This is a genomic window from Bacillus sp. 205(2023), from assembly GCF_037027485.1.
Taxonomy (GTDB): Bacteria; Bacillota; Bacilli; order Bacillales; family Bacillaceae; genus Bacillus; species Bacillus halotolerans.
Map to the genome: position 1 here is coordinate 1 of NZ_JAXCHF010000012.1, position 25,573 is coordinate 25,573.

General features: G+C 42.3%; 42 protein-coding genes, 1 rRNA gene and 1 pseudogene. 2 read left to right on the forward strand and 42 right to left on the reverse strand.

What is annotated here, in order from left to right:
* Positions 1 to 128: ribosomal RNA gene (locus tag WA325_RS18935) — 16S ribosomal RNA — on the reverse strand; the annotation flags it as partial.
* A 349-nt stretch (positions 129 to 477) separates the two neighbouring features.
* Between WA325_RS18935 and pdaB the strand changes: the two genes are divergently transcribed.
* A complete protein-coding gene (pdaB, locus tag WA325_RS18940) occupies positions 478 to 1,242 on the forward strand; it encodes a polysaccharide deacetylase family sporulation protein PdaB (protein ID WP_101861377.1) in 765 nt (254 codons plus the stop codon).
* Between the two features lies 1 nt (position 1,243).
* On the opposite strand, the gene kbaA is transcribed toward pdaB, so the two are convergent.
* Positions 1,244 to 1,840: a KinB-signaling pathway activation protein gene (kbaA, locus tag WA325_RS18945; RefSeq protein ID WP_105955674.1), complete on the reverse strand. Its 597-nt coding sequence runs from the start codon at positions 1,838 to 1,840 to the stop codon at positions 1,244 to 1,246.
* Between the two features lie 109 nt (positions 1,841 to 1,949).
* On the opposite strand from kbaA, the gene gerD reads away from it, so the two are divergent.
* Positions 1,950 to 2,507 carry a spore germination lipoprotein GerD gene (gene gerD / locus WA325_RS18950; protein WP_044153393.1) on the forward strand — a complete coding sequence of 186 codons (558 nt, stop codon included), beginning with the start codon at positions 1,950 to 1,952 and terminating at the stop codon, positions 2,505 to 2,507.
* Positions 2,508 to 2,543: 36 nt separating this feature from the next.
* On the opposite strand, the gene salA is transcribed toward gerD, so the two are convergent.
* The 40 genes and pseudogenes from salA to rplC all read right to left on the reverse strand — a co-directional run bounded on the left by salA (position 2,544) and on the right by rplC (position 25,572).
* Positions 2,544 to 3,602: an iron-sulfur carrier protein/transcriptional regulator SalA gene (salA, locus tag WA325_RS18955; RefSeq protein ID WP_059291705.1), complete on the reverse strand. Its 1,059-nt coding sequence runs from the start codon at positions 3,600 to 3,602 to the stop codon at positions 2,544 to 2,546.
* Positions 3,603 to 3,697: 95 nt separating this feature from the next.
* Positions 3,698 to 4,411 (reverse strand): N-acetylmuramoyl-L-alanine amidase CwlD, encoded by a 714-nt coding sequence (gene cwlD, locus WA325_RS18960; RefSeq protein WP_105955675.1) that lies wholly within the window; start codon positions 4,409 to 4,411, stop codon positions 3,698 to 3,700.
* A gap of 59 nt (positions 4,412 to 4,470) precedes the next feature.
* On the reverse strand, positions 4,471 to 4,914 hold the full coding sequence (locus WA325_RS18965) for a YbaK family protein (protein WP_105955676.1): 444 nt from the start codon (positions 4,912 to 4,914) through the stop codon (positions 4,471 to 4,473).
* Positions 4,915 to 5,133: 219 nt separating this feature from the next.
* Positions 5,134 to 5,901, reverse strand: coding sequence for a class I SAM-dependent methyltransferase (locus WA325_RS18970; RefSeq protein ID WP_105955677.1), 768 nt, complete (start codon positions 5,899 to 5,901; stop codon positions 5,134 to 5,136).
* 681 nt (positions 5,902 to 6,582) lie between these two features.
* Complete coding sequence (gene rpsI, locus WA325_RS18975) at positions 6,583 to 6,975, reverse strand: 30S ribosomal protein S9 (RefSeq protein WP_003225846.1); 393 nt, start codon at positions 6,973 to 6,975, stop codon at positions 6,583 to 6,585.
* A 20-nt stretch (positions 6,976 to 6,995) separates the two neighbouring features.
* On the reverse strand, positions 6,996 to 7,433 hold the full coding sequence (gene rplM, locus WA325_RS18980; protein WP_003241966.1) for a 50S ribosomal protein L13: 438 nt from the start codon (positions 7,431 to 7,433) through the stop codon (positions 6,996 to 6,998).
* A 161-nt stretch (positions 7,434 to 7,594) separates the two neighbouring features.
* Entirely contained in the window at positions 7,595 to 8,338 is a 744-nt protein-coding gene (gene truA, locus WA325_RS18985) for a tRNA pseudouridine(38-40) synthase TruA (RefSeq protein ID WP_336184086.1), read from the reverse strand.
* Between the two features lie 9 nt (positions 8,339 to 8,347).
* Positions 8,348 to 9,145 (reverse strand): energy-coupling factor transporter transmembrane component T family protein, encoded by a 798-nt coding sequence (locus WA325_RS18990; protein WP_105955679.1) that lies wholly within the window; start codon positions 9,143 to 9,145, stop codon positions 8,348 to 8,350.
* Positions 9,142 to 10,011, reverse strand: a complete 870-nt coding sequence (locus tag WA325_RS18995; protein WP_101864929.1) for an energy-coupling factor ABC transporter ATP-binding protein — start codon at positions 10,009 to 10,011, stop codon at positions 9,142 to 9,144. The genes WA325_RS18990 and WA325_RS18995 overlap by 4 nt, the downstream gene beginning before the upstream one ends.
* Positions 9,987 to 10,832 carry an energy-coupling factor ABC transporter ATP-binding protein gene (locus WA325_RS19000; protein ID WP_095714783.1) on the reverse strand — a complete coding sequence of 282 codons (846 nt, stop codon included), beginning with the start codon at positions 10,830 to 10,832 and terminating at the stop codon, positions 9,987 to 9,989. Before WA325_RS19000 ends, WA325_RS18995 begins: the two co-directional genes overlap by 25 nt.
* A 129-nt stretch (positions 10,833 to 10,961) precedes the next feature.
* Positions 10,962 to 11,324 (reverse strand): 50S ribosomal protein L17, encoded by a 363-nt coding sequence (rplQ, locus tag WA325_RS19005; protein WP_003225836.1) that lies wholly within the window; start codon positions 11,322 to 11,324, stop codon positions 10,962 to 10,964.
* 77 nt (positions 11,325 to 11,401) lie between these two features.
* Entirely contained in the window at positions 11,402 to 12,346 is a 945-nt protein-coding gene (locus WA325_RS19010; RefSeq protein ID WP_010332783.1) for a DNA-directed RNA polymerase subunit alpha, read from the reverse strand.
* A 176-nt stretch (positions 12,347 to 12,522) separates the two neighbouring features.
* Complete coding sequence (rpsK, locus tag WA325_RS19015) at positions 12,523 to 12,918, reverse strand: 30S ribosomal protein S11 (protein WP_010332782.1); 396 nt, start codon at positions 12,916 to 12,918, stop codon at positions 12,523 to 12,525.
* A gap of 20 nt (positions 12,919 to 12,938) precedes the next feature.
* Entirely contained in the window at positions 12,939 to 13,304 is a 366-nt protein-coding gene (gene rpsM, locus WA325_RS19020; protein ID WP_003156545.1) for a 30S ribosomal protein S13, read from the reverse strand.
* Between the two features lie 22 nt (positions 13,305 to 13,326).
* Positions 13,327 to 13,440: a 50S ribosomal protein L36 gene (rpmJ, locus tag WA325_RS19025; RefSeq protein ID WP_003156543.1), complete on the reverse strand. Its 114-nt coding sequence runs from the start codon at positions 13,438 to 13,440 to the stop codon at positions 13,327 to 13,329.
* 33 nt (positions 13,441 to 13,473) lie between these two features.
* On the reverse strand, positions 13,474 to 13,692 hold the full coding sequence (gene infA / locus WA325_RS19030; protein ID WP_003156508.1) for a translation initiation factor IF-1: 219 nt from the start codon (positions 13,690 to 13,692) through the stop codon (positions 13,474 to 13,476).
* Positions 13,670 to 13,906: pseudogene (locus WA325_RS19035) on the reverse strand (KOW domain-containing RNA-binding protein); the annotation flags it as partial. The gene infA and the pseudogene WA325_RS19035, both read right to left, overlap by 23 nt.
* A gap of 105 nt (positions 13,907 to 14,011) precedes the next feature.
* A complete protein-coding gene (map, locus tag WA325_RS19040) occupies positions 14,012 to 14,758 on the reverse strand; it encodes a type I methionyl aminopeptidase (RefSeq protein ID WP_044153406.1) in 747 nt (248 codons plus the stop codon).
* Positions 14,755 to 15,408, reverse strand: coding sequence for an adenylate kinase (locus WA325_RS19045; RefSeq protein ID WP_202853127.1), 654 nt, complete (start codon positions 15,406 to 15,408; stop codon positions 14,755 to 14,757). Before WA325_RS19045 ends, map begins: the two co-directional genes overlap by 4 nt.
* A 54-nt stretch (positions 15,409 to 15,462) precedes the next feature.
* Positions 15,463 to 16,758 carry a preprotein translocase subunit SecY gene (gene secY / locus WA325_RS19050; protein WP_044153408.1) on the reverse strand — a complete coding sequence of 432 codons (1,296 nt, stop codon included), beginning with the start codon at positions 16,756 to 16,758 and terminating at the stop codon, positions 15,463 to 15,465.
* A gap of 1 nt (position 16,759) precedes the next feature.
* Entirely contained in the window at positions 16,760 to 17,200 is a 441-nt protein-coding gene (gene rplO, locus WA325_RS19055) for a 50S ribosomal protein L15 (protein ID WP_003225819.1), read from the reverse strand.
* 30 nt (positions 17,201 to 17,230) lie between these two features.
* Entirely contained in the window at positions 17,231 to 17,410 is a 180-nt protein-coding gene (rpmD, locus tag WA325_RS19060) for a 50S ribosomal protein L30 (RefSeq protein ID WP_003156497.1), read from the reverse strand.
* 13 nt (positions 17,411 to 17,423) lie between these two features.
* The gene (rpsE, locus tag WA325_RS19065) at positions 17,424 to 17,924 is read right to left on the reverse strand and encodes a 30S ribosomal protein S5 (RefSeq protein WP_003156493.1); all 501 of its coding nucleotides are present in this window, start codon (positions 17,922 to 17,924) and stop codon (positions 17,424 to 17,426) included.
* Between the two features lie 24 nt (positions 17,925 to 17,948).
* Positions 17,949 to 18,311: a 50S ribosomal protein L18 gene (rplR, locus tag WA325_RS19070; protein WP_044153410.1), complete on the reverse strand. Its 363-nt coding sequence runs from the start codon at positions 18,309 to 18,311 to the stop codon at positions 17,949 to 17,951.
* 32 nt (positions 18,312 to 18,343) lie between these two features.
* Positions 18,344 to 18,883, reverse strand: coding sequence for a 50S ribosomal protein L6 (gene rplF / locus WA325_RS19075; RefSeq protein ID WP_010332777.1), 540 nt, complete (start codon positions 18,881 to 18,883; stop codon positions 18,344 to 18,346).
* Positions 18,884 to 18,912: 29 nt separating this feature from the next.
* A complete protein-coding gene (rpsH, locus tag WA325_RS19080) occupies positions 18,913 to 19,311 on the reverse strand; it encodes a 30S ribosomal protein S8 (RefSeq protein ID WP_010332776.1) in 399 nt (132 codons plus the stop codon).
* Between the two features lie 31 nt (positions 19,312 to 19,342).
* Complete coding sequence (gene rpsN / locus WA325_RS19085) at positions 19,343 to 19,528, reverse strand: 30S ribosomal protein S14 (protein ID WP_003156488.1); 186 nt, start codon at positions 19,526 to 19,528, stop codon at positions 19,343 to 19,345.
* 22 nt (positions 19,529 to 19,550) lie between these two features.
* On the reverse strand, positions 19,551 to 20,090 hold the full coding sequence (gene rplE, locus WA325_RS19090; RefSeq protein WP_044153413.1) for a 50S ribosomal protein L5: 540 nt from the start codon (positions 20,088 to 20,090) through the stop codon (positions 19,551 to 19,553).
* Between the two features lie 25 nt (positions 20,091 to 20,115).
* Positions 20,116 to 20,427 carry a 50S ribosomal protein L24 gene (gene rplX, locus WA325_RS19095; RefSeq protein ID WP_003156486.1) on the reverse strand — a complete coding sequence of 104 codons (312 nt, stop codon included), beginning with the start codon at positions 20,425 to 20,427 and terminating at the stop codon, positions 20,116 to 20,118.
* A gap of 36 nt (positions 20,428 to 20,463) precedes the next feature.
* Complete coding sequence (rplN, locus tag WA325_RS19100) at positions 20,464 to 20,832, reverse strand: 50S ribosomal protein L14 (protein WP_003225805.1); 369 nt, start codon at positions 20,830 to 20,832, stop codon at positions 20,464 to 20,466.
* Between the two features lie 41 nt (positions 20,833 to 20,873).
* Positions 20,874 to 21,137, reverse strand: a complete 264-nt coding sequence (gene rpsQ / locus WA325_RS19105; RefSeq protein WP_003178345.1) for a 30S ribosomal protein S17 — start codon at positions 21,135 to 21,137, stop codon at positions 20,874 to 20,876.
* 22 nt (positions 21,138 to 21,159) lie between these two features.
* On the reverse strand, positions 21,160 to 21,360 hold the full coding sequence (gene rpmC / locus WA325_RS19110; protein WP_003156482.1) for a 50S ribosomal protein L29: 201 nt from the start codon (positions 21,358 to 21,360) through the stop codon (positions 21,160 to 21,162).
* Positions 21,350 to 21,784, reverse strand: a complete 435-nt coding sequence (gene rplP / locus WA325_RS19115) for a 50S ribosomal protein L16 (RefSeq protein ID WP_003225801.1) — start codon at positions 21,782 to 21,784, stop codon at positions 21,350 to 21,352. The genes rpmC and rplP overlap by 11 nt, the downstream gene beginning before the upstream one ends.
* A 1-nt stretch (position 21,785) precedes the next feature.
* Entirely contained in the window at positions 21,786 to 22,442 is a 657-nt protein-coding gene (gene rpsC / locus WA325_RS19120; protein ID WP_010332773.1) for a 30S ribosomal protein S3, read from the reverse strand.
* A 3-nt stretch (positions 22,443 to 22,445) separates the two neighbouring features.
* Positions 22,446 to 22,787 carry a 50S ribosomal protein L22 gene (gene rplV / locus WA325_RS19125; RefSeq protein ID WP_003156475.1) on the reverse strand — a complete coding sequence of 114 codons (342 nt, stop codon included), beginning with the start codon at positions 22,785 to 22,787 and terminating at the stop codon, positions 22,446 to 22,448.
* Between the two features lie 16 nt (positions 22,788 to 22,803).
* Positions 22,804 to 23,082, reverse strand: coding sequence for a 30S ribosomal protein S19 (rpsS, locus tag WA325_RS19130; RefSeq protein ID WP_003156472.1), 279 nt, complete (start codon positions 23,080 to 23,082; stop codon positions 22,804 to 22,806).
* A 57-nt stretch (positions 23,083 to 23,139) separates the two neighbouring features.
* On the reverse strand, positions 23,140 to 23,973 hold the full coding sequence (gene rplB / locus WA325_RS19135; RefSeq protein WP_003225795.1) for a 50S ribosomal protein L2: 834 nt from the start codon (positions 23,971 to 23,973) through the stop codon (positions 23,140 to 23,142).
* Positions 23,974 to 24,004: 31 nt separating this feature from the next.
* On the reverse strand, positions 24,005 to 24,292 hold the full coding sequence (gene rplW / locus WA325_RS19140) for a 50S ribosomal protein L23 (protein ID WP_003225793.1): 288 nt from the start codon (positions 24,290 to 24,292) through the stop codon (positions 24,005 to 24,007).
* Entirely contained in the window at positions 24,292 to 24,915 is a 624-nt protein-coding gene (rplD, locus tag WA325_RS19145) for a 50S ribosomal protein L4 (protein ID WP_003242004.1), read from the reverse strand. Before rplD ends, rplW begins: the two co-directional genes overlap by 1 nt.
* 27 nt (positions 24,916 to 24,942) lie before the next feature.
* A complete protein-coding gene (gene rplC / locus WA325_RS19150; RefSeq protein ID WP_059291697.1) occupies positions 24,943 to 25,572 on the reverse strand; it encodes a 50S ribosomal protein L3 in 630 nt (209 codons plus the stop codon).
* Position 25,573 lies beyond the last annotated feature (1 nt).

Consider the following 25,573-nt stretch of genomic DNA (forward strand, 5'->3'; position numbering starts at 1 on the left):
GTTACCCACGTGTTACTCACCCGTCCGCCGCTAACATCAGGGAGCAAGCTCCCATCTGTCCGCTCGACTTGCATGTATTAGGCACGCCGCCAGCGTTCGTCCTGAGCCAGGATCAAACTCTCCGATAGTAGTTTGACTGACTACGCACATCGCTGTGCGATTTATAATAAAACTTGAATTAACAGGTACGTTTTGTCTTGTTTAGTTTTCAAAGATCATTTATGCCGCTTAACGAAGCAGCTTTATTACTATAACATTCAGCTTCTTTTAAGTCAACACCTTTTTTAAAGGGTTAATGAAGCTTTTATTTGTTGTCAGCTGTTCATCAGCGACGAATAATAATATAACACGGATATTATCAAATGGTCAATAACTAATTTAATCTGTTTTAAAGAGACTTTTTATCAGTTATATTCGTTTGGCCAGGCACATAAGATGTAACACAAGAATGATGGACAAGATAAGGAGGCATCATCAGTGAATCACTTCTATGTGTGGCACATAAAACGCGTTAAACAATTTATCATTATACTTATCGCCGCATTTGCTGCAGCCAGCTTTTTTTATATCCAAAGAGCTGTCCCGCTCCCTGTGTTTTCGACTGACAGCGGACCGAAAGCCATTTATAAAGGAGAAACAGATTCAAAAGACATTGCGCTTACCTTTGATATCAGCTGGGGCGATGAGAAAGCCGAGCCTATTCTTAATACCCTGAAAACCAACGGCATCAAAAACGCGACGTTTTTTCTTTCCGCTTCTTGGGCCGAGCGCCACCCGGACACGGTGGCTCGCATTGTAAAGGACGGCCATCAAATAGGGAGTATGGGTTATGCTTATAAAAACTATGCCAATCTAGAGGATAGTGAAATAAAAAAGGACATTAACCGTGCGCGCACCGCCTTTGAAAAATTAGGAATCAAAGACATACGGCTCCTAAGACCTCCTACCGGTCAGTTCAATAAAAATGTCCTATCAATCGCAAAGCAGTATAACTATACAGTCGTTCACTATAGTGTGAACTCCCATGACTGGACGAATCCAGGCGTTGAAAAAATCGTCGATAATGTAAACCGTCAAGTTTCAGGAGGAGACATTATTCTTTTACACGCCTCAGACTCAGCTAAACAAACAGAAGAGGCCCTGCCTGAGATTATCCATCATATGAGAGAAAAAGGTTTAAAAAATGTCAACGTGGGAGATCTCATTGCAAACACAGATGCTAAATCCGCCGAAGTAAAATAAATTATTTCTCTGCAAACTTCGGCAGCATCAGCAATTGAAAAGCATTACACGCCATTAACGGAAAGAGCATTAAGTAAAGCCAGTCCTCATCATTTACTCTGAGCGCAGGAAACCATTCCAATGCAGTGATCACAACCATTAAAAATAAAGATGACACAAACGTTTTCTTTGAGGACTGCTTTTGTTTTATATACGCGGTAAGCAAACCGAAGATCAATAAAAATAACGGAAGCCAAGCATAGCCAGCCATTGACTCTCCTCTACCTCCAAAAAATAAAAACCGCACGTACATTAAATCAAAAGCGACAAACAGGATGAAAAACAGCTGCAGTAAATTCCATAAAGATGAAGATCTTAATATTTCGAGTGCAAACCGGTGAACTGTTAAAAACACGAAAAAGCCCATTTGACTGATGACACTAAAAATCATGCCGACACCGATAAACCAAAATAAAACAGAGAAAATCTGGCCCGCTTCAAAATTCAGAAACAGCTCCTTATATCCCCCCCATTTTAAAGCAAAACCCACAACACTTGTGACAACCGCTCCGACAGCTAAAATAGAAAAGAAAAAACGAACTAAGCCACGGCTTTTCATTTCTTTATTCAACCCCTCAAAAATCGCAGATCGCGATATTTTGTTATGTATAATTCCAACCGGATGAATCATATTAAAAGTAAGATAAGTATGTGAAAGGAGCTTAAGCATGTCAAAAGCCAAAATGCTATTGATGGGCTGTTTTTTGATATTATCTGTAACAGCTTGCGCTCCAAAAGACCAAGCAGCGGATATGGATTATGATCAGACCAAAAAAATGGTTGTTGATATATTAAAGACAGATGATGGAAAGAAAGCAATTAAGGAATTATTAAACGATGATGCGATGAATGAAGCACTGGTGATTGATCAGGATGCCATTAAAGGAACAATAGAAAAAACACTCACCTCTAAAAAAGGTGCGGATTTTTGGAAAAACATCTTTGAAGACACTGAATTTGCGGAAAGCTTTGCTAAAACCCTTCAAACAGAGCATGAAAAAGTAATTAAAAAGCTGATGAAGGATCCGGATTACCAGAAAATGCTGATGAGTGTTATGCAGGACCCGGGAATGAATAAAAAATACAGCGAACTGGCAAAAAGCCAAGAATTCCGCAGTTATTTAGAACAAGTAATTACCGAAACACTTTCTAGTCCGCTTTACAAAAAACAGTTCGAAGATGAACTGAAAAAAGCAGCAGCAGAAACCGCTAAAGAAGGTGAGTAAAGGGAAGCCGGGATCAAAAAATCCCGGTTCGCCTTTTTATATTTGCACTTCCATTTTTTCAACGACTTTTTTTGCAATATCATGATATATTTCACCGATTGGATGGCTTTCGTCATAAACAGACGGAGCAAATTGATCTTTATCCCAATCAGGCTGTTTCAACGGTATTCTGCCGAGCAAAGGCACTTTAAGCTCCTCAGCAAGTTTATCTCCGCCGCCTTTGCCAAAGACATATTCTCTTTCCCCGGTCTTTGCACTTTCATAATAAGCCATGTTCTCTATGACGCCAACGACCTCATGATCTGTTTTAATAGCCATAGACCCCGCTCTGGCCGCAACAAAGGCTGCAGTCGGGTGCGGCGTTGATACGATAATTTCTTTACTGCTCGGAAGCATCGTATGTACATCAAGTGCGACGTCCCCTGTTCCAGGCGGAAGATCGAGAACGATATAGTCTACTTCTCCCCATTCTACTTCGTGGAAAAAGTTGTTGAGCATCTTGCCCAGCATTGGCCCTCTCCAGACGACAGGAGCATTTTCTTCAACGAAGAAGCCCATCGACATGACCTTTACACCGAAGCGTTCAACAGGAAGCAGTTTGTCTCCTTCAATTGTTGGACGCACTGTAATGCCCATCATATCCGGCACACTAAAGCCGTAGATATCCGCGTCAATTAAACCGACCTTTTTCCCAAGCCGAGCCAGAGAAATAGCAAGGTTCACTGACACAGTTGATTTGCCTACTCCGCCTTTTCCGCTCGCTACAGCAAGGAAAACCGGCGGGTTATCCATATTTAACAATGTTTTGTTCTCTGTTGACGGCGCCCGAAATTTCGCAACTGTTTCTTCAGGCAGCTCTTCAAATCGAAGGCCTACCGTCTCAGCGCCTGCCCCTTTTAAGACATTTACGATTTCTTGCTGAACCTGCATTTGTTCTGCTGTTCCGGTTTTTGCAAGAGCCACTTTTACACTGACATGCCGTTTTTCAGGCTTTATTTTTACTTCCTTAACGGCATCCAATTCTCCCAGAGGTCTTTGAAGAAAAGGTTCGCGCATTTCACCGACTAGTTTTCTTACTTCATCTTCTCTTATCATCGAACCTCACCCTTTTGTGTATTCGTTTACAAACATTATTATATCATACATAAACAGCGGGTGTCTTTTGCTTAGAACCATGAGAAAACCCTCCTTTACTCCGGAGGGTCGCCTTTTTCTGTAAAGTATCTCAATATTCCTTTATATATGGAAGATGCCACTTTGTCCTGATATTTCGGTTTCCCCAGCATCTTTGCTTCTCTAGGATTGGATAGAAAACCTACTTCCACAAGCGCACCTGGTTTTGTGACGTTTTGCATTAAGTAAATACCATGAATTCGCTTTGCTTTTCGGGTTGTATTCTCCAGGTTTGTTCTCAACTCATCCTGAATGTATTTTGCAATTTTCTCGTTTTCCTCGTATTTTCCGTAATAAAAGCTTTGGGCTCCGCTCCATTTTTGTGACGGGATCGCATTAAGATGAATGCTAAGGTAGAGCTCAGCCTCTGAATTGTTAATTAAGTTCACTCGCTGTCTTAAGTCTTCCGCTTTTCGTTTACTATAGCCTCTTGTCCCTTCAGGAGCTAGATCGGTGTCACTTTCTCTAGTCATAATCACCAGTGCCCCTTGTTCCTGAAGATAATCCCTGACTCTGAAAGCCACTTCCAGGGTTATATCCTTCTCTAATAGCTTGCCGCCCACTGCCCCTCCATCCGGCCCGCCATGACCTGGATCAAGATAAATAATTTTCCCGCTCAAAGGCAGACTCCACGGATTCCAAGAATCGTTATTGCTGAATTGATACTTGAACAGAAACAGTAATACGATGAAGCCTAGCATAAAACTGAGCCATTTAAGCTTTTTCCTCATCCCTTCCCCTCCCGCTTGTCCGTTATTACATAAGTATGGGACAGGGTCGGGAAATATGATTAACGCATGCGAAGCTTACATTGTTTTTCTCTTTGGACAAACCCTTCTGTCCACCAGTCTTTGATGAATTTTCGCGCAGCTTCATAAACTGTGTTTTTATCAAACGTTGCGTATTGCTCATGTGTCCAATGATAAAGGTATTCAAAAAACTCCATACGAAGCTCTTCTTCTTCCCTTGCAGAGCGGGCACTAACACTTTGCATAGATTCTCCATAATATCCGAAAACCCCAAAACGCCCGCCTAACAAATAGGCTTCTATCGCAAAATCAATACAGCCTTCAGTAATAACGTCCCTTTCATCCTGCAAAAATGGGAATAATGGAGTAAGACAGGCCTTTACAGACTGAATGATTTGTCTAAGTGAGAGTTCTTTGAGCAAGTTTTTTTCTAATTCAAAATCCTTTTGGCGTTTCACATCCATAAAAGACAGTACCTCTGCCATACAAATTCACTCTCCTTTTACCGGTTATTTTGAGGTTTGGGAGGTGAAACCATGCCCGAATTCGGTTGGAAATTCGCCCAAATGAAGGTGTCGATAACTTGAACATATGAAAAAGAGTGTAAAAAAAGCAGCTTTCTGCGAGGTGGGAACTTATGTTCGTTCATGAGAGCAGAGGCAGCACAATAATAAAAGGCAGCTCCCTCTAATAGGTCGCTGCCTTCATACTTTAATGCTTCTTGTTGCAGAATATGTATTAATGTATTGATCCAATACAAAACCGCCTTTATCTTCATAAAAACCAGTGACAATAAAACCGGCGTCGAGCTGTCCCTTAATTTGATCTTCTAAGGAATGCCCGAATTCCAGAGCTTCATTATTTTCAATCAGCTTTTTTACCTTATGTTTTGGAAGATCTTCTGAGTCGGCGTATGGAATAGAGTGCTTTACTTTTAAAACGCCCTGCTCTTCTAATTCAATGTCAAACAGAAAAACAACTGGATTAACAAATCCTGAAATTAAAACGCCATTTCTTTTCAGCACGCGGTTCGCTTCTTTCCAAACCGGCAGGATATCTTCAACAAAAACATTGGCAACTGGATGTACGATGAAATCAAATGATTCATCTTCAAATTGACTGAGATCATCCATACTTCCTTTAACGGTGCGTATGGTCAAGCCGTCGCGATCAGCAACCATTCTGTCCTGCCCCAGCTGCTGTTCTGAGTTATCTAAGACGGTGACATCCGCTCCGGCTGCTGCTAAAACCGGGGCCTGCTGTCCGCCTCCTGAAGCCAAACAAAGCACCTTCAAGCCTTTTACAGGAGGAAACCAATCCTTTGGCACATTTTTCATAGGGGTTAACCTTATATCCCAATTCCCTTTTTTCGCTTGTTCAATGACATGCCGCTCTACAGCAACAGTCCATTCATTGCCTGTCTCTACTTTTTGATCCCAGGCTTTGCTATTATGATCTACTAACGCATTCATGAATCGTTCTCCTTACTTTAGTGTTTAGAGTATAACAAATATTTCTAGATTGATACCGCTTTCCCTTTGCATATTCAGAAAAAAATTCATAAAACCGCAATAAATTGACAAAGGAGCTATGTGATTTTATTGCTAGTGATTATAATATCATTTTTTCAAATCAAATTAATGGAACAGCACTTGATGCCGGTATTACGTTTTTCATTGCCCTATGGCATTTGAACACTTATGTAAGACTCACTTCAGCACTAGACGTTTCTTTCTGCGATGCGAATTTGAACGGTTCCGTGTTTCCTAAAACGAGTTGAAAATCATTCAATTTGTGATAACAAACCCTTTTAGCGATAAATGCGTATGCCATTTGCAAAGGACGTTTGAATGCGCACGCAGAGGCGCACTATTTATCAAGATGCTGATACACCAACCATAGCGTTTGAATTCATCGGTCGTTTACAAAGGCTCAAGATAGATCATTGACGCACTGAATTGAAAGGTGACACATTTTGGACTGGTAGCTGTGAAAAGCTTTAGCTATTCGGAAGCTTGTGAGAAAGACCAGCTTTTAAAGGCGGTCGTTTTATAAAACAAAAAACGGATGCCTGTTTAATCGCTTCTGCTTTAATTCTTAAAAGAAAATAAAAAAAGCCCCCAACCCATGGTTGAGAGCTTTGAAACGTAAAATTAACGTTTTGAGAACTGAGGTGCACGACGAGCGCCTTTAAGACCGTATTTTTTACGTTCTTTCATACGAGCGTCACGAGTCAGAAGACCTGCACGTTTAAGTGTTGCACGGTATTCTGGATCTGCTTCAAGCAAAGCACGAGCGATACCATGACGGATTGCTCCAGCTTGACCAGATAAGCCGCCTCCATGTACGTTTACTAAAACATCATAAGTGCCAGCTGTTTCAGTCAAAGTTAATGGTTGTTTGATATCTTCGATTAGAGCTGGAGATGGGATGTGCTCGCTGATTTCACGATTATTAACGACGATACGACCTTCTCCTGGAACTAAGCGCACACGCGCTACAGAACTTTTACGACGGCCAGTACCGTAATATTGAACCTGTGCCAAATTGGTAACCTCCTTTTTAATTAACCGCGAAGTTCGTAAACTTCAGGTTTTTGTGCTTCATGTGGATGCTCAGAACCACGGTATACGTTCAATTTTTTGAACATTTGACGACCTAGAGAACCTTTTGGAAGCATGCCTTTGATAGCAAGCTCAAGCATTTTCTCAGGGTAGTTTGTACGCATTTCAAGAGCAGTTCTTGATTTTAATCCGCCTGGATGTTGAGTGTGACGGTAGTAGATTTTATCAGTTAACTTTTTACCAGTTAACTCGATTTTTTCAGCGTTGATGATGATCACATGATCTCCAGTATCAACGTGTGGTGTGTAAGTTGGTTTGTGTTTTCCGCGAAGGATAGCTGCAACTTCTGAAGAAAGACGACCTAAAGTCTTGCCAGCAGCATCAACAACTAACCACTTGCGTTCAATAGTACTTGCGTTAGCCATAGGTGTTGTACGCATTGAATTTCCCTCCTAAATGATCTGTCATTTTCAATAAACTTCGATTACGTTCTATTTCACAACACAATAAGTTCCGGGGCTTATCGTGGGGTTGAAATACATACCATATGATATCTTATAACTTTATGCAGACTCTGTCAAGAAAATATTATACACCTGGTTTAGTTGTCATAGTAAACGTTCCATAAGTACAGTCCGTGTCCCGGTGCTGTGCGCCCTGCTGCTTCGCGGTCCTTCGCTTCCAGCATGGATTTCACATCATCAGGAGAAATTTTTCCAATACCTGCATCCAGCAAAGTACCTGCAATAATTCTGACCATATTATATAGGAAGCCGCTGCCTGTGATCCGCATTTGCAGGCCGTCATCAGTCTCAATCCAATCGAGTTCGTAAATCGTTCTCACTTTGTCCTGCACTTCCGTTTTAGCCGCACAAAAGCTTGTAAAATCATGTGTTCCTAAAAGATGCTTTGCCGCTTCTCTCATGTTCTGCACATTGAGGCGATATGAAAAATGGTAAGCGTAATGCCGTTTAAATACGTCCGGGTGTTTCTCCGTGTATACAAAGTAGCGATATTCCTTTTTAACTGCGCTAAATCGTGCATGGAACCCATCATCCGCAATTTCTGCCGTTTTGACTGCAATATCGTCCGGAAGCAGTGCATTTAAAGCATATGGCCATCTCTCAGCCGGAATAGAGAGCGGTGTATCAAAATGAATCACCTGTCCGGCTGCATGAACCCCGCTGTCCGTCCTTCCAGAGGAAACGACCGGGATTCTGTCTTGTGACTTATGCAGGACAGCCAGCGCCTTCTCCAGCTCATCCTGAACCGTTCTTTTACCCGGCTGTACTTGATATCCTTTAAACAAATGTCCGTCATAAGAAATCGTGCATTTCAGTCTCATAAAGCACCTCTAAGCCCTTAAGAAAAATAAGAGAGCAGCCAATATGAACAAGCTGACGATGACAGAAGTATCCTTTGCTGTCCATACAAGCTTTCTGTATTTAGTGCGTCCCTCTCCGCCTTGATAGCCTCTTGCTTCCATTGCAACCGCAAGCTCTTCAGCACGCTTAAACGCACTGACAAAGAGTGGGACTAGCAGCGGTACAATTGCCTTCACTCTGTCTTTAAGCGGTCCGCTTGTAAAATCAACGCCTCTCGCCATCTGAGCCTTCATAATCTTATCTGTCTCCTCCATCAAGGTTGGGATAAACCGTAAAGAGATCGACATCATAAGAGCCAGCTCATGAACAGGAAGCTTCAATTTTTTAAATGGGTTGAGCAGCTGTTCCATCCCATCGGTAATTTCAATAGGTGTTGTTGTCAGCGTTAATAGAGTTGTCATTAAAATCAGATAGACGAACCTAAGGGAAATGAAGATCCCTTGTACTAAACCGCCCTCATAGATCTTGAAAAAGCCAAGTTCAAAAATGACCGGTCCTTCATGTGTCATGATAATATGAAGCAGGAACGTAAAAAGAACAATCCAGATGATCGGCTTTAGCCCTTTCATCAAAAAGGAAAAAGGAACTCTTGTTAAGGAAACAACGCCTGCTGTAAATAAACCAAGCACCGCATATGTCTGCACATTATTGGCCAGGAAAACGATACAGACAAACAAAAAGATCGTAACCAATTTTGTTCTTGGGTCAAGCCGGTGCACAAGTGAAGAACCCGGCACATACTTGCCGATAATCATGCTGTCCATCATAAGGTTTTTCCCCCCTGAAAAAGAGCACGGATTTCAGCAGCGGCATCTTCTATTGTGAGCAGAGGTTCTTTAAATTTGACACCAAGTGCGGCTTCCAGCTGTCTTTGAAATTTAATCGTTTCCGGAAGATCCAGCCCCCAGCCGGCCATTTCTTCCCCTTTAGAGAACAAGTCTCTCGGACTGCCTGATGCCTGGATAGTTCCTTTATGCATCACGATCATTTCATCAGCATAGGCAGCCGCATCTTCCATGCTGTGGGTAACAAGAATTGTCGTCAGGTTTCCCCGTTGGTGGAGCTCATAAAACATGTCCATGATCTCTTTTCGCCCTCTTGGATCCAGCCCTGCTGTCGGCTCATCGAGAACAAGCACTTCAGGATCCATCGCAAGCACCCCGGCAATTGCAACCCTGCGCATTTGTCCTCCGCTTAATTCAAAAGGTGATCTGTCCAGAAGCTCTTCAGATAAACCTACAAGCTTCAGCATCTCTCTCGCTTTTTGTTCAGCGTCTTCCTTTTTCACACCAAAGTTCATCGGTCCAAATGAAATATCTTTGAGAACTGTTTCTTCGAATAATTGATGTTCGGGGAATTGGAAAACGATTCCGACTTTTTTTCGGAGGGATTTAAGCTCTTTATTCTTTTTTCCTGCCTGTATAACGGTACTGCCTAATGAAATATGCCCCTTTGTAGGCTTCAGGAGACCATTCAGGTGCTGAAGAAGAGTGGATTTACCGGAGCCTGTATGCCCTATTACGGCCACATAGCTGCCTTCCTTAATCGATGCATTGATATCATACAGGGCAAGGCGCTCAAACGGCGTCTTTATCTGATAGCGATGCTCTACATCTTTGATTGTAATGTCCATAACTCGTTCACCAGCCCTTCCTGAGTCAAATGATTTTCTTCCAAAGCCAGTCCATTTTCTCTTAAGAGCTGGCTGAGCTGGAATGAGAAGGGTAAATCAAGCCCGATTCGAACAAGTTCCTTATTCAATTTAAAAATTTCTTCAGGCGTACCCTCGGCATATTTCTTACCGCCATTCATGACAATGATTCTGTCAGCTTTTGCTGCCTCATTCAGATCATGTGTAATCGAGATGACAGTTGCCATGCCTTGCTCTTTTAAATGTCTTACCGTTTCAAGCACTTCTTCTCGCCCGATCGGGTCAAGCATGGATGTTGCTTCATCTAAGATAATAATATCAGGACGTGCGGCAATAATCCCTGCTATCGCAACTCTCTGCTTTTGGCCTCCGGAGAGATGGTGCGGCTCTTGATCAAGAAAATCCTGCATGTTGACCTGTTTGACAGCCCAATCTACTCTCTCAATCATTTCTTCCCGCGGTACACCATTGTTTTCTAAACCAAAAGCCACATCATCGCGAACTGTTGTTCCGACAAATTGGTTATCCGGATTTTGAAAGACCATTCCAATCTTCTTACGCACTTCCCACACTGACTCCTCTGTCAGTTGAATTCCAGCAACCTTTATGTCGCCTGATTCAGGAAGGATTAAACCATTCAATGCCCGGGCCAGTGTTGATTTCCCTGAACCGTTATGACCTACAATTGCAAGCCATTCACCCTCATACACCTGCAGGGAGACGCCATCTAGTGCTCGTCTTTCTGCGTCTTTCCGATATCGAAAAACGATATCCTCTACCGATATCAACTGATTTTGATTCACGGACAACCGGCCTCCTCTCAGCTCATACTCTGCTTGTCTCTTTATTGAAAAAGTTGCAGTATCTAAAAAAAGGGCATAGATCCAGTTAGAAACTGTCCCGCCCTTCTTTAGATACACAAAAATATGTGATTAAACCAATTCGATAATTGCCATTGGTGCTCCGTCACCACGGCGAGGACCAAGCTTCATAATACGTGTGTATCCACCTTGGCGCTCCTCGTAACGAGTTGCAATGTCAGAGAATAATTTTTGAAGTGCATCTTGGTTATTTTCTTCGTTAGCAACCTCGTTGCGGATGTATGCAGCAGCTTGACGGCGAGCGTGAAGATCACCGCGTTTGCCAAGCGTGATCATTTTTTCAACTACAGAGCGAAGTTCTTTCGCACGTGTTTCAGTTGTTTCGATTCTTTCGTTGATGATCAAATCAGTTGTAAGATCACGAAGCATAGCTTTACGCTGTGCACTCGTACGTCCTAGTTTTCTGTATGACATGTGATGTCCCCTCCTTTATTGGAATGCTTTTTCTGAATTATAAACACACGAAAATCCTAGTTCACAAGGGAAACTAGTCAATCGTCTTTGCGAAGTCCGAGTCCAAGTTCTTCTAGTTTCGCTTTCACTTCTTCAAGTGATTTACGTCCTAGATTACGAACTTTCATCATATCTTCTTCCGTCTTGTTCGCAAGCTCTTGAACCGTGTTGATACCCGCACGCTTTAAGCAGTTGTAAGAACGAACAGAAAGATCCAATTCTTCAATCGTCATTTCAAGAACTTTCTCTTTTTGATCTTCTTCTTTTTCAACCATGATTTCAGCATGCTGAGCTTCGTCAGTTAAACCAACGAATATATTAAGGTGTTCAGTTAAAATCTTTGAACCAAGCGCAATCGCTTCTTTAGGTCCAGTGCTTCCATCAGTCCAAACATCAAGTGTAAGTTTGTCATAGTTTGCAACCTGGCCTACACGAGTGTTCTCTACTTGATAAGATACACGAGAAACTGGCGTATAGATTGAATCGATCGGAATCACGCCGATAGGCTGATCGTCTCTTTTGTTTGCGTCAGCAGGCGTATACCCACGTCCTCTTTGAGCAGTAAGGCGAACTCGGAAACTCGCATTCTCACCAAGAGTCGCGATATGAAGATCAGGATTTAAGATCTCTACATCACTATCGTGTGTAATATCAGCTGCTGTTACAGTTCCATCACCCTGTACATCAATTTCTAGCGTCTTCTCTTCATCAGAGTAGATTTTCAATGCAAGCTTTTTAATGTTTAAGATAATCGTTGTAACATCTTCCACAACGCCTTCAATTGTCGAGAATTCGTGCAGTACACCATCTATCTGGATTGATGTTACAGCGGCACCAGGGAGTGAGGATAAGAGGATACGACGTAAGGAGTTACCCAGAGTTGTACCATATCCACGCTCAAGTGGCTCTACGACAAACTTACCAAATTTGGCATCGTCGCTGATTTCAACCGTTTCGATTTTTGGTTTTTCAATCTCGATCATTACTTAAAACCCTCCTTCAAAACGTCGAAACCTCGAATAGAATCATATGAGATTCCATCCGAAATTCCCCATTGTTTAGTCCCGTATGTGCTCAGGCAACGAGTCGGTGCATTCGTTTAATAAATAACTGTATCATAACCCATTATTGACAGGGACACAAAATCTATACAAACAAATTACACGCGGCGACGTTTTGGTGGACGGCATCCGTTATGAGGAACAGGAGTTACGTCTCTGATAGCAGTGACTTCTAATCCAGCAGCTTGAAGCGCACGGATAGCAGCTTCACGACCTGAACCAGGGCCTTTTACAGTAACCTCAAGAGTTTTAAGTCCATGTTCGATTGAACCTTTAGCAGCTGTTTCTGCAGCCATTTGTGCAGCAAAAGGAGTAGATTTACGAGAACCTCTGAATCCTAGAGCTCCGGCACTAGACCAAGAAAGAGCATTACCATGAGTGTCAGTGATCGTAACGATCGTGTTATTGAAAGTTGAACGAATATGAGCAATTCCAGACTCAATATTCTTTTTCACGCGACGTTTACGCGTGTTAGATTTACGAGCAGCAGCCATTGTTTAGGTACCTCCCTTACTTATTTTTTCTTGTTAGCTACAGTACGACGCGGACCTTTACGAGTACGCGCATTGTTTTTAGAGTTTTGTCCGCGAACAGGCAAACCTCTGCGATGACGGATTCCGCGGTAGCTTCCGATTTCGATCAGACGCTTAATGTTAAGAGAAACTTCACGGCGAAGGTCACCTTCTACTTTCAGTTTGTCAATAACATCACGGATTTTACCAAGTTCTTCTTCAGTAAGATCACGCACACGAGTATCTTCTGAAACACCAGCCTCTTTCAAGACTTGCTGAGCCGTTGTGCGGCCAATTCCGAAGACATATGTTAAAGAAATAACAACACGTTTGTCACGTGGGATATCTACACCAGCAATACGAGCCATTCTCTGGGCACCTCCTTATAAATTATCCTTGTTTTTGTTTATGCTTTGGATTTTCACAGATCACCATTACTTTTCCTTTTCTGCGAATAACTTTACATTTTTCGCAGATTGGTTTAACTGATGGTCTCACTTTCATGTGTTTCCAACCTCCTTCAGTTTCCGGAGTGCTTTATTTGTAACGGTACGTAATCCTGCCACGAGTTAAGTCATATGGAGATAATTCTACCGTAACTTTGTCTCCAGGTAAAATGCGAATGAAGTGCATGCGGATTTTACCAGATACGTGAGCCAAAACAGTGTGTCCATTTTCGAGTTCAACTTTGAACATCGCGTTTGGCAATGTTTCGACTATCGTACCTTCCACTTCAATTACATCGTCTTTCGCCATTCAAGTGTTCTCCCTTCTTCAAATCAGTAACTTGCTTTCTGACAAATTTCAAAAGAGAAAATCTCAGTTTTCCGTTTGTCACACGCCCTGTTTCGTTTATACTGTTCTGAACTTCCGGAGATACGCAATCATAAAGGGTTAAATGATTGATATTCTATTTCTTAGGAGAATGAAATGTACGCTTTTCTCCGTCTGCTATTAGTACATGATGATTACAATTCCACCGACAACGGCAAGATGAATTCGCTCCTGCCAATGTTAAACCGAACTTTCTGCCCTATCAAGCCGGAAACATCTGCCTTCGGAATGATGTCATCATCTAGACTTTTGTCAGTATATCAAAACCCGTTTCCGTAATCGCAATTGTATGTTCAAAATGAGCACACTTTTTCCCATCTACCGTTACAACCGTCCAGTTATCAGCCAAAGTTTTCACATAGCGGCTGCCAGCGTTCACCATAGGTTCAATAGCGAGAACCATGCCAGGTTTAAGCCGTGGTCCTTTGTTGGGCGGACCGTAATGAGGAATTTGCGGGTCCTCATGCAAGTCTTGACCAACACCATGTCCGACATACTCCCTAACAACTGAAAACTGCTCATTTTCGACATACGTTTGTATTGCGTGGGAAATATTCGACAAACGTTCACCTGGTTTTGCTTCCTGCAAGCCTTTATATAAAGATTCCTCTGTCACTTCCAGAAGTTTTTTATCATCATCACTGATGTTTCCTACCGGATATGTCCATGCAGAGTCACCATGATAACCATTTAATTTAGCACCGATATCAATACTAATGATGTCACCGTCACGCAGCACCCTGCTGCCAGGAATGCCGTGAACGAGCTCTTCATTCACTGATACGCAAATGCTCCCGCGAAACCCATTATACCCCTTAAAAGATGGGATTGCACCCTGCTTCTTAATAAAACGTTCGGCAATTTGATCCAATTCTTTTGTCGAGATTCCTGGTTTAATGTGCTTTTTTAACTCTTCGTGAGTCAAAGCCACGATTCGCCCTGCTTCCCGCATGATACCAAGTTCACGTGGGGTTTTACAGATAATCATTTATTTAATCCTCCAAGAAGATCCTTCACATCTGCATAAACATCTTGAATGTCCTGCTGGCCATTCACGTTTACAAGATAACCTTTCTCAGAATAGAAATCGAGTAAAGGCTGAGTCTGCTTCATGTTTACCTCAAGCCGTTTAGAGACTGTTTCCTCATTATCATCTGCCCGTTGATAGAGTTCGCCTCCGTCTTTATCACAAACACCCGGCGTTTTCGGCGGATTAAAGACTAAATGATAGGTTGTGCCGCAAACACTGCAAATTCTGCGTCCAGTCAGACGTTCCATTAAAGAATCTTTATCAACTTTAATGTTAATGACATAATCAATCGGCTTGCCGTATTCTTCAAGAATTTCTTCAAGAGCTTCGGCTTGAGCGACTGTTCGCGGAAATCCGTCCAGAAGAAAACCTCTTTCACAATCATCTTTGCCAAGTCTTTCTTTGACAATTCCAATTGTGACTTCATCAGGTACGAGCTCACCCTTATCAATATAAGATTTTGCTTCGAGTCCGAGTGATGTTTCCTCTTTCATAGCAGCACGGAACATATCTCCTGTTGAGATGTGAGGTATTCCATAATCCTCAACAATTCGTTCGCCCTGTGTACCTTTACCGGCACCAGGAAGCCCCATTAAGACTAAGTTCATTCGGATTTCCCCCGTCCTCTCTTAATTAAGAGGGAATGGATAAATCCATTTCCTCTAGTTTTTCATAAATCCACGGTAGTTTCGTTTCACCAACTGGCTTTCTAGTTGTTTCATTGTCTCCAAGGCTACCCCGACAACAATTAACAAAGATGTTCCGCCAATTTGTGCACTTTGAGGCAATCCAGCGAATTGAATGAAAAAGATAGGAAGAATGGAAATCACGGCTAAGAATAAAGCACCCACAAACGTAAGTCGATACAAAATGCTCGTAATTCTATCTTGAGTCATTTTCCCTGGACGAACCCCCGGGATATAGCCACCCTGTTTTTTAAGGTTATCAGCCATTTGTTCAGGATTAACCTGGACAAAAGCATAAAAGTACGTAAAGGCAATAATTAACGCAACATATATAGTCATCCCCACCGGATGTGTATTGTCAAAGTTGGCTTGAATCCACTTTGTCACATCGTTTGTTCCAAAGAATGACGCGATCGTACGCGGTGTTATTAAAAACGCAACCGCAAAGATTACTGGAATAACACCGGCAGGATTCACTTTCAATGGAAGGTGAGTAGACTGACCTCCGCCAGCAGGTGAACGACCTGTGCCTTTAGCATATTGAATCGCAATTTTCCGTACAGCTTGCTGAATGAAAATAACTCCAACAATAACTGCTAAAATCGCAATCACAAGAAGAGCGACTTTCACAATATGAATAAACAGCTGATCGTTGCTGCCGACAAATTGAGTCTCATATATTTGTCCAACCGTTTTCGGAATACTAGACACAATCCCCGCGAAGATAATGATCGATATTCCGTTGCCTACTCCATGAGATGTGATTTGTTCTCCAAGCCACATTAAAAAGGCAGTTCCGCCAGTAAGTACTAAAGCGATGATCAGATATGTGGATACGCCGGATTTTTCAATCAGCAATCCGTTAGCCAAATTGTTAAATCCGTATGACATACCCAACGCTTGGATAAATCCAAGGACAATCGTAAAGTATCTTGTGAACTGAGCCAATTTACGGCGGCCGACTTCACCCTGCTTAGACCACTCAGTAAACTTCGGCACAACATCCATCTGAAGCAGCTGGATGATGATTGAAGCTGTGATGTAAGGAGTAATCCCCATTGCGAAAATAGAGAATTGGTAAAGCGCACCGCCGCCAAATGTATTAAGAAGATCAAATACTCCCATTTGAGACTGTGCCTGTAACACATCAGCGTTAACATACGGCACAGGAATAAACGCACCTATGCGAAAGACGATAAGCATGAGTAAAGTGAATATGATCTTATTCCGGATATCACTCACACGCATAAAGTTGGAGATTGTTTTAAACAAGTTAGATCACCTCAGCTGTACCGCCAGCAGCTTCAACAGCTTCTTTCGCAGAAGCAGAGAATTTATTGGCTTTTACAGTTAATTTTTTCTCTAATTTACCGTTGCCAAGAATCTTTACTCCTGCATTAAGTTTGCTTATAACACCAGTCTCAAGAAGAAGTTCAGGAGTGACTTCCGTTCCTTCTGCAAAACCGTTCAATTTGTCTAGGTTGACTACAGCGTATTCCTTACGGTTAATGTTAGTAAAACCGCGTTTAGGAAGACGTTGGAATAAAGGCATTTGTCCCCCCTCGAACCCTGGGCGTACACCGCCGCCAGAACGAGCGTTTTGACCTTTGTGACCTTTACCAGCTGTTTTACCGTTGCCAGAACCAATACCACGACCTACGCGATTACGCGTTTTGCGTGAACCTTCTGAAGGTTTTAATTCATGAAGTTTCATTAGGACACCTCCTTATCCGATCAATTATTTTTATTGTTCTTTAACAGAAACTAAATGAGATACTTTATTAATCATACCACGAATCGCAGCGTTGTCTTCATGAACAACAGTTTGGTTTGTTTTCTTTAAACCAAGTGTTCTCACAGTAACGCGTTGATCTTCCGGGCGACCGATTACACTTCGTTTGAGGGTAATTTCTAATTTAGCCATTAATATTCCCTCCTTATCCTAACAGTTCTTCTACAGATTTTCCACGAAGCTTCGCAACCTCTTCAGCACGCTTAAGTTCACTTAAGCCTTGAAGTGTTGCACGAATCATGTTGATCGGTGTGTTAGAACCTAAAGACTTAGAAAGGATGTCAGCTACACCAGCAAGCTCAAGTACCGCACGTACAGGGCCTCCAGCGATAACTCCAGTACCTTCAGAAGCAGGTTTTAACAAGATGTTACCTGCACCGAAACGTCCGATGATTTCATGTGGAATTGTAGTTCCAACCATTGGTACTTCAATTAAATTCTTTTTCGCATCTTCAACAGCTTTGCGGATCGCTTCTGGTACTTCTTGTGCTTTACCAGTACCGAATCCTACGTGTCCGTTTTTGTCACCGACAACGACTAGAGCTGCGAAGCGGAAACGACGACCACCTTTAACAACTTTCGCTACGCGGTTAACCGTAACTAAGCGTTCTTCTAACTCTAATTTGCTTGGGTCAATACGACGCATAATCATGTGTCCCTCCTTCTTTTATTAAAATTTAAGTCCAGCTTCACGAGCGGCATCAGCCAAAGCTTTTACACGTCCATGGTATAAGTATCCGCCACGGTCAAATACTACGTCAGAAACGCCTTTTTCAGCAGCGCGTTTTGCAACTAATTCTCCAACTTTAGCAGCAGCTGAAGTATCTCCAGTGCTTTCAACGTTCAAGTCTTTATCGAGAGTAGATGCACTAGCAAGTGTTACACCATTTACATCATCGATGATTTGAGCGTAAATGTGCTTGTTTGAACGGAAAACGTTAAGACGCGGTCTTTCAGCAGTACCAGAAAGTTTAGCGCGAACACGAGCGTGTCTTTTAAGACGAGCAGCATTTTTGCTAGTTTTCGTAATCATCTAGGTCACTCCTTTCTTCACTTTAAGCGATCTTACTTAGCAGATTTACCTTCTTTACGGCGAACAACTTCACCTTCGTAGCGGATTCCTTTACCTTTGTAAGGCTCTGGAGAACGGACAGCGCGAATGTTAGCAGCAATAGCTCCTACACGTTCTTTGTCTGTACCTTTAACGACTACTTTAGTTTGAGAAGGAACTTCGATATCGATGCCTTCTTCAGGGACGATCTCAACAGGGTGAGAGTATCCAACGTTTAAAACAAGTTTATTTCCGGATTTAGACGCACGGTAACCGACACCGACTAATTCCAAACCTCTTTCAAATCCTTTAGATACGCCTTCCACCATGTTGCCAAGCAGACTGCGAGTCGTACCATGCAGGGCACGGTGCTCTTTTTGATCAGAAGGACGAGCGACTGTAAGCACATTGTCCTCTATTTTAATCTCCATATCAGGGTGAAACGTACGAGTTAATTCTCCTTTTGGTCCTTTCACAGCTACAGTATTGTTATCGTTTAACGTTACTGTAACATCAGAAGGAATCTCAAGTAGCTTCTTACCTACACGAGACATACCAAACACCTCCATTCATGTTAAACTTTTTACCAAACGTATGCTAATACTTCTCCACCAGCTTGTTTTGCACGGGCTTCTTTGTCCGTTAAAACGCCATGTGATGTAGAAAGAATTGCGATTCCTAGACCGTTAAGTACACGCGGTACTTCATTAGATTTAGCATAAACACGCAAACCAGGTTTGCTGATTCTTTTAAGACCAGTGATTACGCGCTCGTTATTTTGTCCGTATTTCAGGAAAACGCGGATGATACCTTGTTTACTGTCTTCTACGAACTCAACGTCACGAATGAAACCTTCACGCTTTAAAATTTCAGCAATTTCTCTTTTCAATTTAGAAGCAGGAATTTCAAGCTTCTCATGACGTACCATGTTTGCATTACGAATACGAGTCAGCATATCTGCAATTGGATCTGTCATAACCATTATATAATTACCTCCTTCCCTTTCTTGGGGATTACCAGCTGGCTTTTTTCACGCCAGGAATTTGTCCTTTATATGCAAGCTCACGGAAACAAATACGGCAAAGTTTAAATTTACGAATGACTGAATGCGGACGTCCGCAGCGTTCACAGCGAGTGTACTCTTGTACTTTAAACTTTGGTGTACGTTGTTGTTTCGCAATCATTGACTTCTTAGCCACGATTTCGCCTCCCTTTCATTGATTATTTCTGGAACGGCATACCTACTTGAGTTAATAGCTCACGAGCCTCTTCATCAGAATTAGCAGTCGTTACAATAACGATGTCCATTCCGCGAACCTTTGTTACTTTATCGTAGTCAATTTCAGGGAAGATTAACTGTTCTTTGATACCAAGTGTGTAGTTACCGCGACCGTCGAAAGATTTTTTAGAAACCCCGCGGAAGTCACGTACACGCGGTAAAGATACAGAAATAAGTTTATCAAGGAAATCATACATGCGCTCTCCGCGAAGAGTTACTTTCGCACCGATAGGCATTCCTTCACGAAGACGGAATCCAGCAATTGATTTCTTCGCACGAGTAACGACAGGTTTTTGACCTGCGATAAACGTTAATTCTTCAACAGCACTGTCGATTGCTTTTGCGTTTTGAACAGCGTCACCAACACCCATGTTGATTACGATTTTTTCAATTTTAGGCACTTGCATAACTGAGTCATAATTGAACTTAGTCATTAAAGCAGGTGCAATTTCTTTATTGTACTTTTCTTTAAGGCGGTTCATGAGATAGACCTCCCTTCCTTTAATACTATTTATCTAGAACTTGCCCAGATTTTTTTGCTACACGAACTTTTTTGCCATCTTCCACTTTGTATCCTACGCGAGTCACTTCACCTGTTTTAGGATCGAGCGGCATAACGTTTGATACATGAATTGGCGCCTCTTGATTAGAAATACCGCCTTGAGGGTTAGCTTGAGTTGGTTTAGAGTGTTTCTTTACCATGTTAACACCTTCAACTAAAACGCGGTCCTTTTTAGGGAAAGCAGCAAGGATTGTTCCTTGTTTGCCTTTATCTTTACCAGAGATAACCATAACTTTATCGCCTTTTTTTACATGCATCCTGATCGCACCTCCTTGAATAAGGCATTTATTTCATTAGATAACTTCTGGAGCTAGAGAAACAATTTTCATAAAGTTGTTTTCACGCAATTCACGAGCAACTGGTCCGAAGATACGAGTTCCACGCGGGCTCTTGTCGTCACGGATGATAACACATGCATTCTCATCGAAGCTGATGTATGAACCGTCACTTCTGCGCGCTCCGCTTTTAGTGCGAACGATAACAGCTTTTACGACTTCACCTTTTTTGACAACGCCTCCTGGTGTTGCTTGTTTAACCGTGCAAACAATTACATCACCAATGTTAGCTGTTTTACGACCAGAACCACCAAGAACTTTAATAGTAAGTACTTCACGTGCGCCAGAGTTGTCAGCTACTTTTAAACGAGTCTCTTGTTGAATCATTATTTGTTACCTCCCTTCGGAAAAAAGAATTCCGAACTTTATTAGATAATAACAGCTTCTTCGACAACTTCAACTAGACGGAAACGCTTAGTTGCAGACAATGGACGAGTTTCCATGATCTTTACGATGTCACCGATTTTCGCTTGATTATTTTCATCATGTGCTTTGAATTTCTTTGAGTATTTTACGCGTTTACCGTAAAGTGAATGTTTCTTGTATGTTTCAACAACAACAGTGATGGTTTTATCCATTTTGTCAGAAACAACACGGCCTTGGTAAACTTTGCGTTGGTTACGTTCGCTCATGCTCACGACCTCCCCTCAGTGATTATTTATTAGCAGCAATTTCTCTTTCACGAATCACAGTTTTCATGCGCGCGATAGCTTTGCGCACTTCACGAATGCGAGCAGTATTTTCAAGTTGTCCTGTCGCTAATTGAAAGCGAAGATTGAAAAGTTCTTCTTTAAGAGACTTTACTTTTTGTTCAATTTCAGCAGTGGTAAGGTCACGAATTTCATTAGCTTTCATTTGATTCACCACCAATTTCTTCACGTTTTACGAACTTCGTTTTAATTGGCAATTTGTGAGATGCAAGACGAAGTGCTTCACGAGCAACCTCTTCAGACACACCAGAAATTTCAAATAAAACTTTGCCCGGTTTTACAACAGCTACCCAACCTTCTGGAGCCCCTTTACCGGATCCCATACGTACCTCAAGTGGTTTAGCAGTGTAAGGTTTAGAAGGGAAAATTTTGATCCAAACTTTACCGCCACGTTTCATGTAACGAGTCATCGCAATACGGGCAGCTTCGATTTGACGGTTAGTGATCCAAGAAGCTTCTAGAGCTTGGATACCGAACTCACCGAAATGTACTTCAGTACCGCCTTTCGCACGGCCACGCATTTTTCCGCGATGCTCTCTGCGATATTTAACGCGTTTAGGTAATAACATATTATTTTCCTCCTTCCTCAGTTTTCTTCTTAGTAGGAAGAACCTCTCCACGATAGATCCAGACTTTCACACCAAGCTTACCGTAAGTAGTGTCAGCTTCAGATGTTGCATAGTCAATGTCCGCACGTAATGTGTGCAATGGAACAGTTCCTTCACTGTAGTATTCAGAACGAGCGATATCTGCACCGCCAAGACGACCAGAAACCATTGTTTTCACACCTTGTGCTCCAGCACGCATTGTGCGTTGGATTTGTTGTTTCTGCGCACGGCGGAAAGAAACACGGTTTTCTAATTGACGAGCGATGTTGTCAGCAACTAGCTGTGCATCAAGATCTGCTCTTTTGATTTCAAGAATGTTAATGTGTACACGCTTGCCAGTAAGGCTGTTAAGGGCTTTACGAAGTGCTTCAACTTCAGAACCGCCTTTACCGATAACCATACCAGGCTTAGCTGTGTGGATCGTAATGTTAACACGATTTGCTGCGCGCTCGATTTCAACTTTAGAAACAGAAGCGTCAGAAAGTCGTTTGCTAATGTATTCACGAATTCTTAAATCTTCGTGCAGGAAGTCAGCGTAATCTTTACCAGCGTACCACTTAGATTCCCAATCACGAATGACTCCGATACGAAGACCGACTGGATTTACCTTTTGACCCACTACTTATCCCTCCTTCTTTTCTGATACAACGATTGTAATGTGGCTCGTACGTTTGTTGATTTGGCTCGCACGTCCCATAGCACGTGGGCGGAATCTTTTTAACGTAGGGCCTTCGTCAACGAATGCTTGAGAAATAACCAGGTTATTAGCGTCCATTTCATAGTTATGCTCAGCATTTGCAATAGCGGATTTTAATACTTTCTCGATAATTGGAGAAGCAGCTCTCGGTGTTAGGTTCAAGATTGACACTGCTTCACCTACTTGCTTGCCTCGAATCAGGTCCATTACTAGACGTGCTTTACGAGGAGCAATACGGACTGTTCTTGCAACAGCTTTAGCTTGCATTTAAAAGCCTCCTCTCTTAGCGTCTTGTTTTTTTGTCATCACTAGCATGACCTTTGTACGTACGAGTTGGAGCGAATTCACCCAACTTATGCCCTACCATATCTTCAGAGATGAATACAGGCACGTGTTTACGTCCGTCATAGACTGCGATTGTGTGACCAATAAACTGTGGGAAAATAGTAGAACGACGAGACCAAGTTTTTACGACTTGTTTCTTGTCTGTTTCATTTAATTTCTCGATTTTTGTCATCAAGTGTCCATCGACAAATGGTCCTTTTTTCAAGCTGCGAGCCATTTTGGAACCTCCCTTCGTGATTGCACTACGGTCCGAAGTGAACCGTAGACAACCCCGTTATTTATTTTTGCGACGACGTACGATAAATTTATCAGATTTGTTCTTTTTCTTACGTGTCTTGAATCCAAGAGTTGGTTTGCCCCATGGAGACATTGGTGATTTACGTCCGATTGGCGCACGTCCTTCACCACCACCGTGTGGGTGATCGTTAGGGTTCATTACAGAACCACGAACTGTTGGACGGATGCCTTTCCAGCGAGAACGTCCAGCTTTACCAATGTTGATAAGTTCGTGCTGTTCGTTACCTACTTGACCGATAGAAGCACGGCAAGCAGAAAGAATCATGCGAACTTCTCCAGAGTTAAGACGTACAAGAACGTATTTACCTTCTTTACCAAGAACCTGAGCAGATGTACCAGCTGAACGTACAAGCTGTCCGCCTTTGCCAGGTTTTAATTCAATGTTATGCACAACTGTACCAACAGGGATGTTGATAAGTGGAAGTGCATTACCTACTTTGATGTCAGCTTCTGGACCTGACATGATTTCAGTACCCACTTGAATTCCTTTTGGAGCAAGAATGTAACGTTTTTCTCCGTCTGCATAGTTGATTAGAGCGATGTTAGCTGAACGGTTTGGATCGTATTCAACTGTAGCAACGCGTCCAGGTATACCATCTTTATCGCGTTTGAAGTCGATAACACGGTATTGGCGTTTATGTCCGCCACCTTGGTGACGTACAGTCAATTTACCTTGGTTGTTACGTCCGCCTTTTTTGTGAAGGGGAGCAAGCAAGGATTTTTCCGGCTTGTCAGTCGTGATTTCAGCAAAATCTGAAGTTGTCATGCCACGACGTCCATTAGAGGTCGGTTTATACTTTTTAATCGCCATTTTGAATTTCCCTCCTTCTTTTTACAGATAATTAAGCTTCAAAAATTTCGATTTCTTTGCTGTCTGCAGTAAGTTTTACGATCGCTTTTCTGCGACGGCTAGTCATACCAGTGTAGCGTCCAACACGTTTTGATTTACCTTTGTAGTTCATGATGTTGACTTTGTCAACTTTCACTCCAAAGATGCTTTCAACCGCGTCTTTCACTTCTGTTTTGTTAGCTCTTACATCAACTTCAAAAGTATATTTTTTTTCAGCCATTAAATCAGCAGAACGTTCAGTAATGACGGGGCGCTTTAGAACATCACGAGGATCTTTCATTATGCAAGCACCTCCTCTACTTTTTCAACCGCTGCTTTTGTAATCAGAAGCTTCTCGTGGTTGACAACGTCTAAAACGTTGATTCCGTTAGCTTCAACTACAGTAACTCCAGGAATGTTGCGAGCAGATAAAGCTACTGCTTCGTTAGCATCTGCAGTTACGATTAAAGCTTTTTTCTCAACAGATAATCCTTTAAGGATAGCTGCCATTTCTTTTGTTTTAGCCGTATCAAGAGTAAGATCTTCAAGTACGATGATGTTGTTGTCGTTTACTTTAGAAGACAATACTGATTTGATTGCCAAGCGGCGAACTTTTTTAGGTAATTTATAAGAATAGCTGCGTGGTGTTGGGCCGAATACGACACCACCTCCGCGCCATTGCGGTGAACGGATAGAACCTTGACGGGCACGTCCAGTACCTTTTTGACGCCATGGTTTACGACCTCCGCCGCGTACTTCAGAACGATTTTTTACTTTGTGAGATCCTTGACGTAAGGAAGCTCTTTGCATAAGAATAGCGTCGAATACAACACTTTCATTTGGCTCAATTCCAAATACAGAAGCGTTTAATTCGATGTCACCAGCAGTAGAACCGTTTTGGTTGTATAATGCTACTTTTGGCATGATCAATTTCCTCCTTTCCTAAGAGAGTTATTTAGATTTAACAGCACTTTTAACAGTGATTAAAGATTTTCTCGCACCAGGTACGTTACCTTTGATCAAAAGAAGATTGCGTTCCGCATCAACTTTTACGACTTCAAGGTTTTGAACAGTGATCTGCTCTCCGCCCATACGTCCAGGTAATAATTTACCTTTGAATACACGGTTAGGATCTACAGGTCCCATTGAACCAGGACGACGGTGGTAGCGTGAACCGTGAGACATAGGTCCGCGAGATTGTCCGTGGCGCTTGATCGCACCTTGGAAACCTTTACCTTTAGATACTCCTGTTACATCTACAATTTCTCCAGCAGAGAAAATTTCAACCTTGACTTCCTGACCAACTTCATACGCATCCATTTCCACTCCGCGTAATTCTTTTACGAAGCGCTTAGGAGCAGTTTCCGCTTTAGCAACGTGTCCTTGTTCAGGTTTGTTAGAAAGCTTTTCGCGCTTGTCGTCAAAACCAAGCTGGATTGCTTCGTAGCCGTCGTTTTCAGCTGTTTTCTTTTGGAGAACAACGTTCGGAGCAGCTTCAATAACAGTTACCGGAATAAGATCACCGTTTTCTGCGAATACTTGCGTCATACCAATTTTTCTTCCTAAGATTCCTTTGGTCATT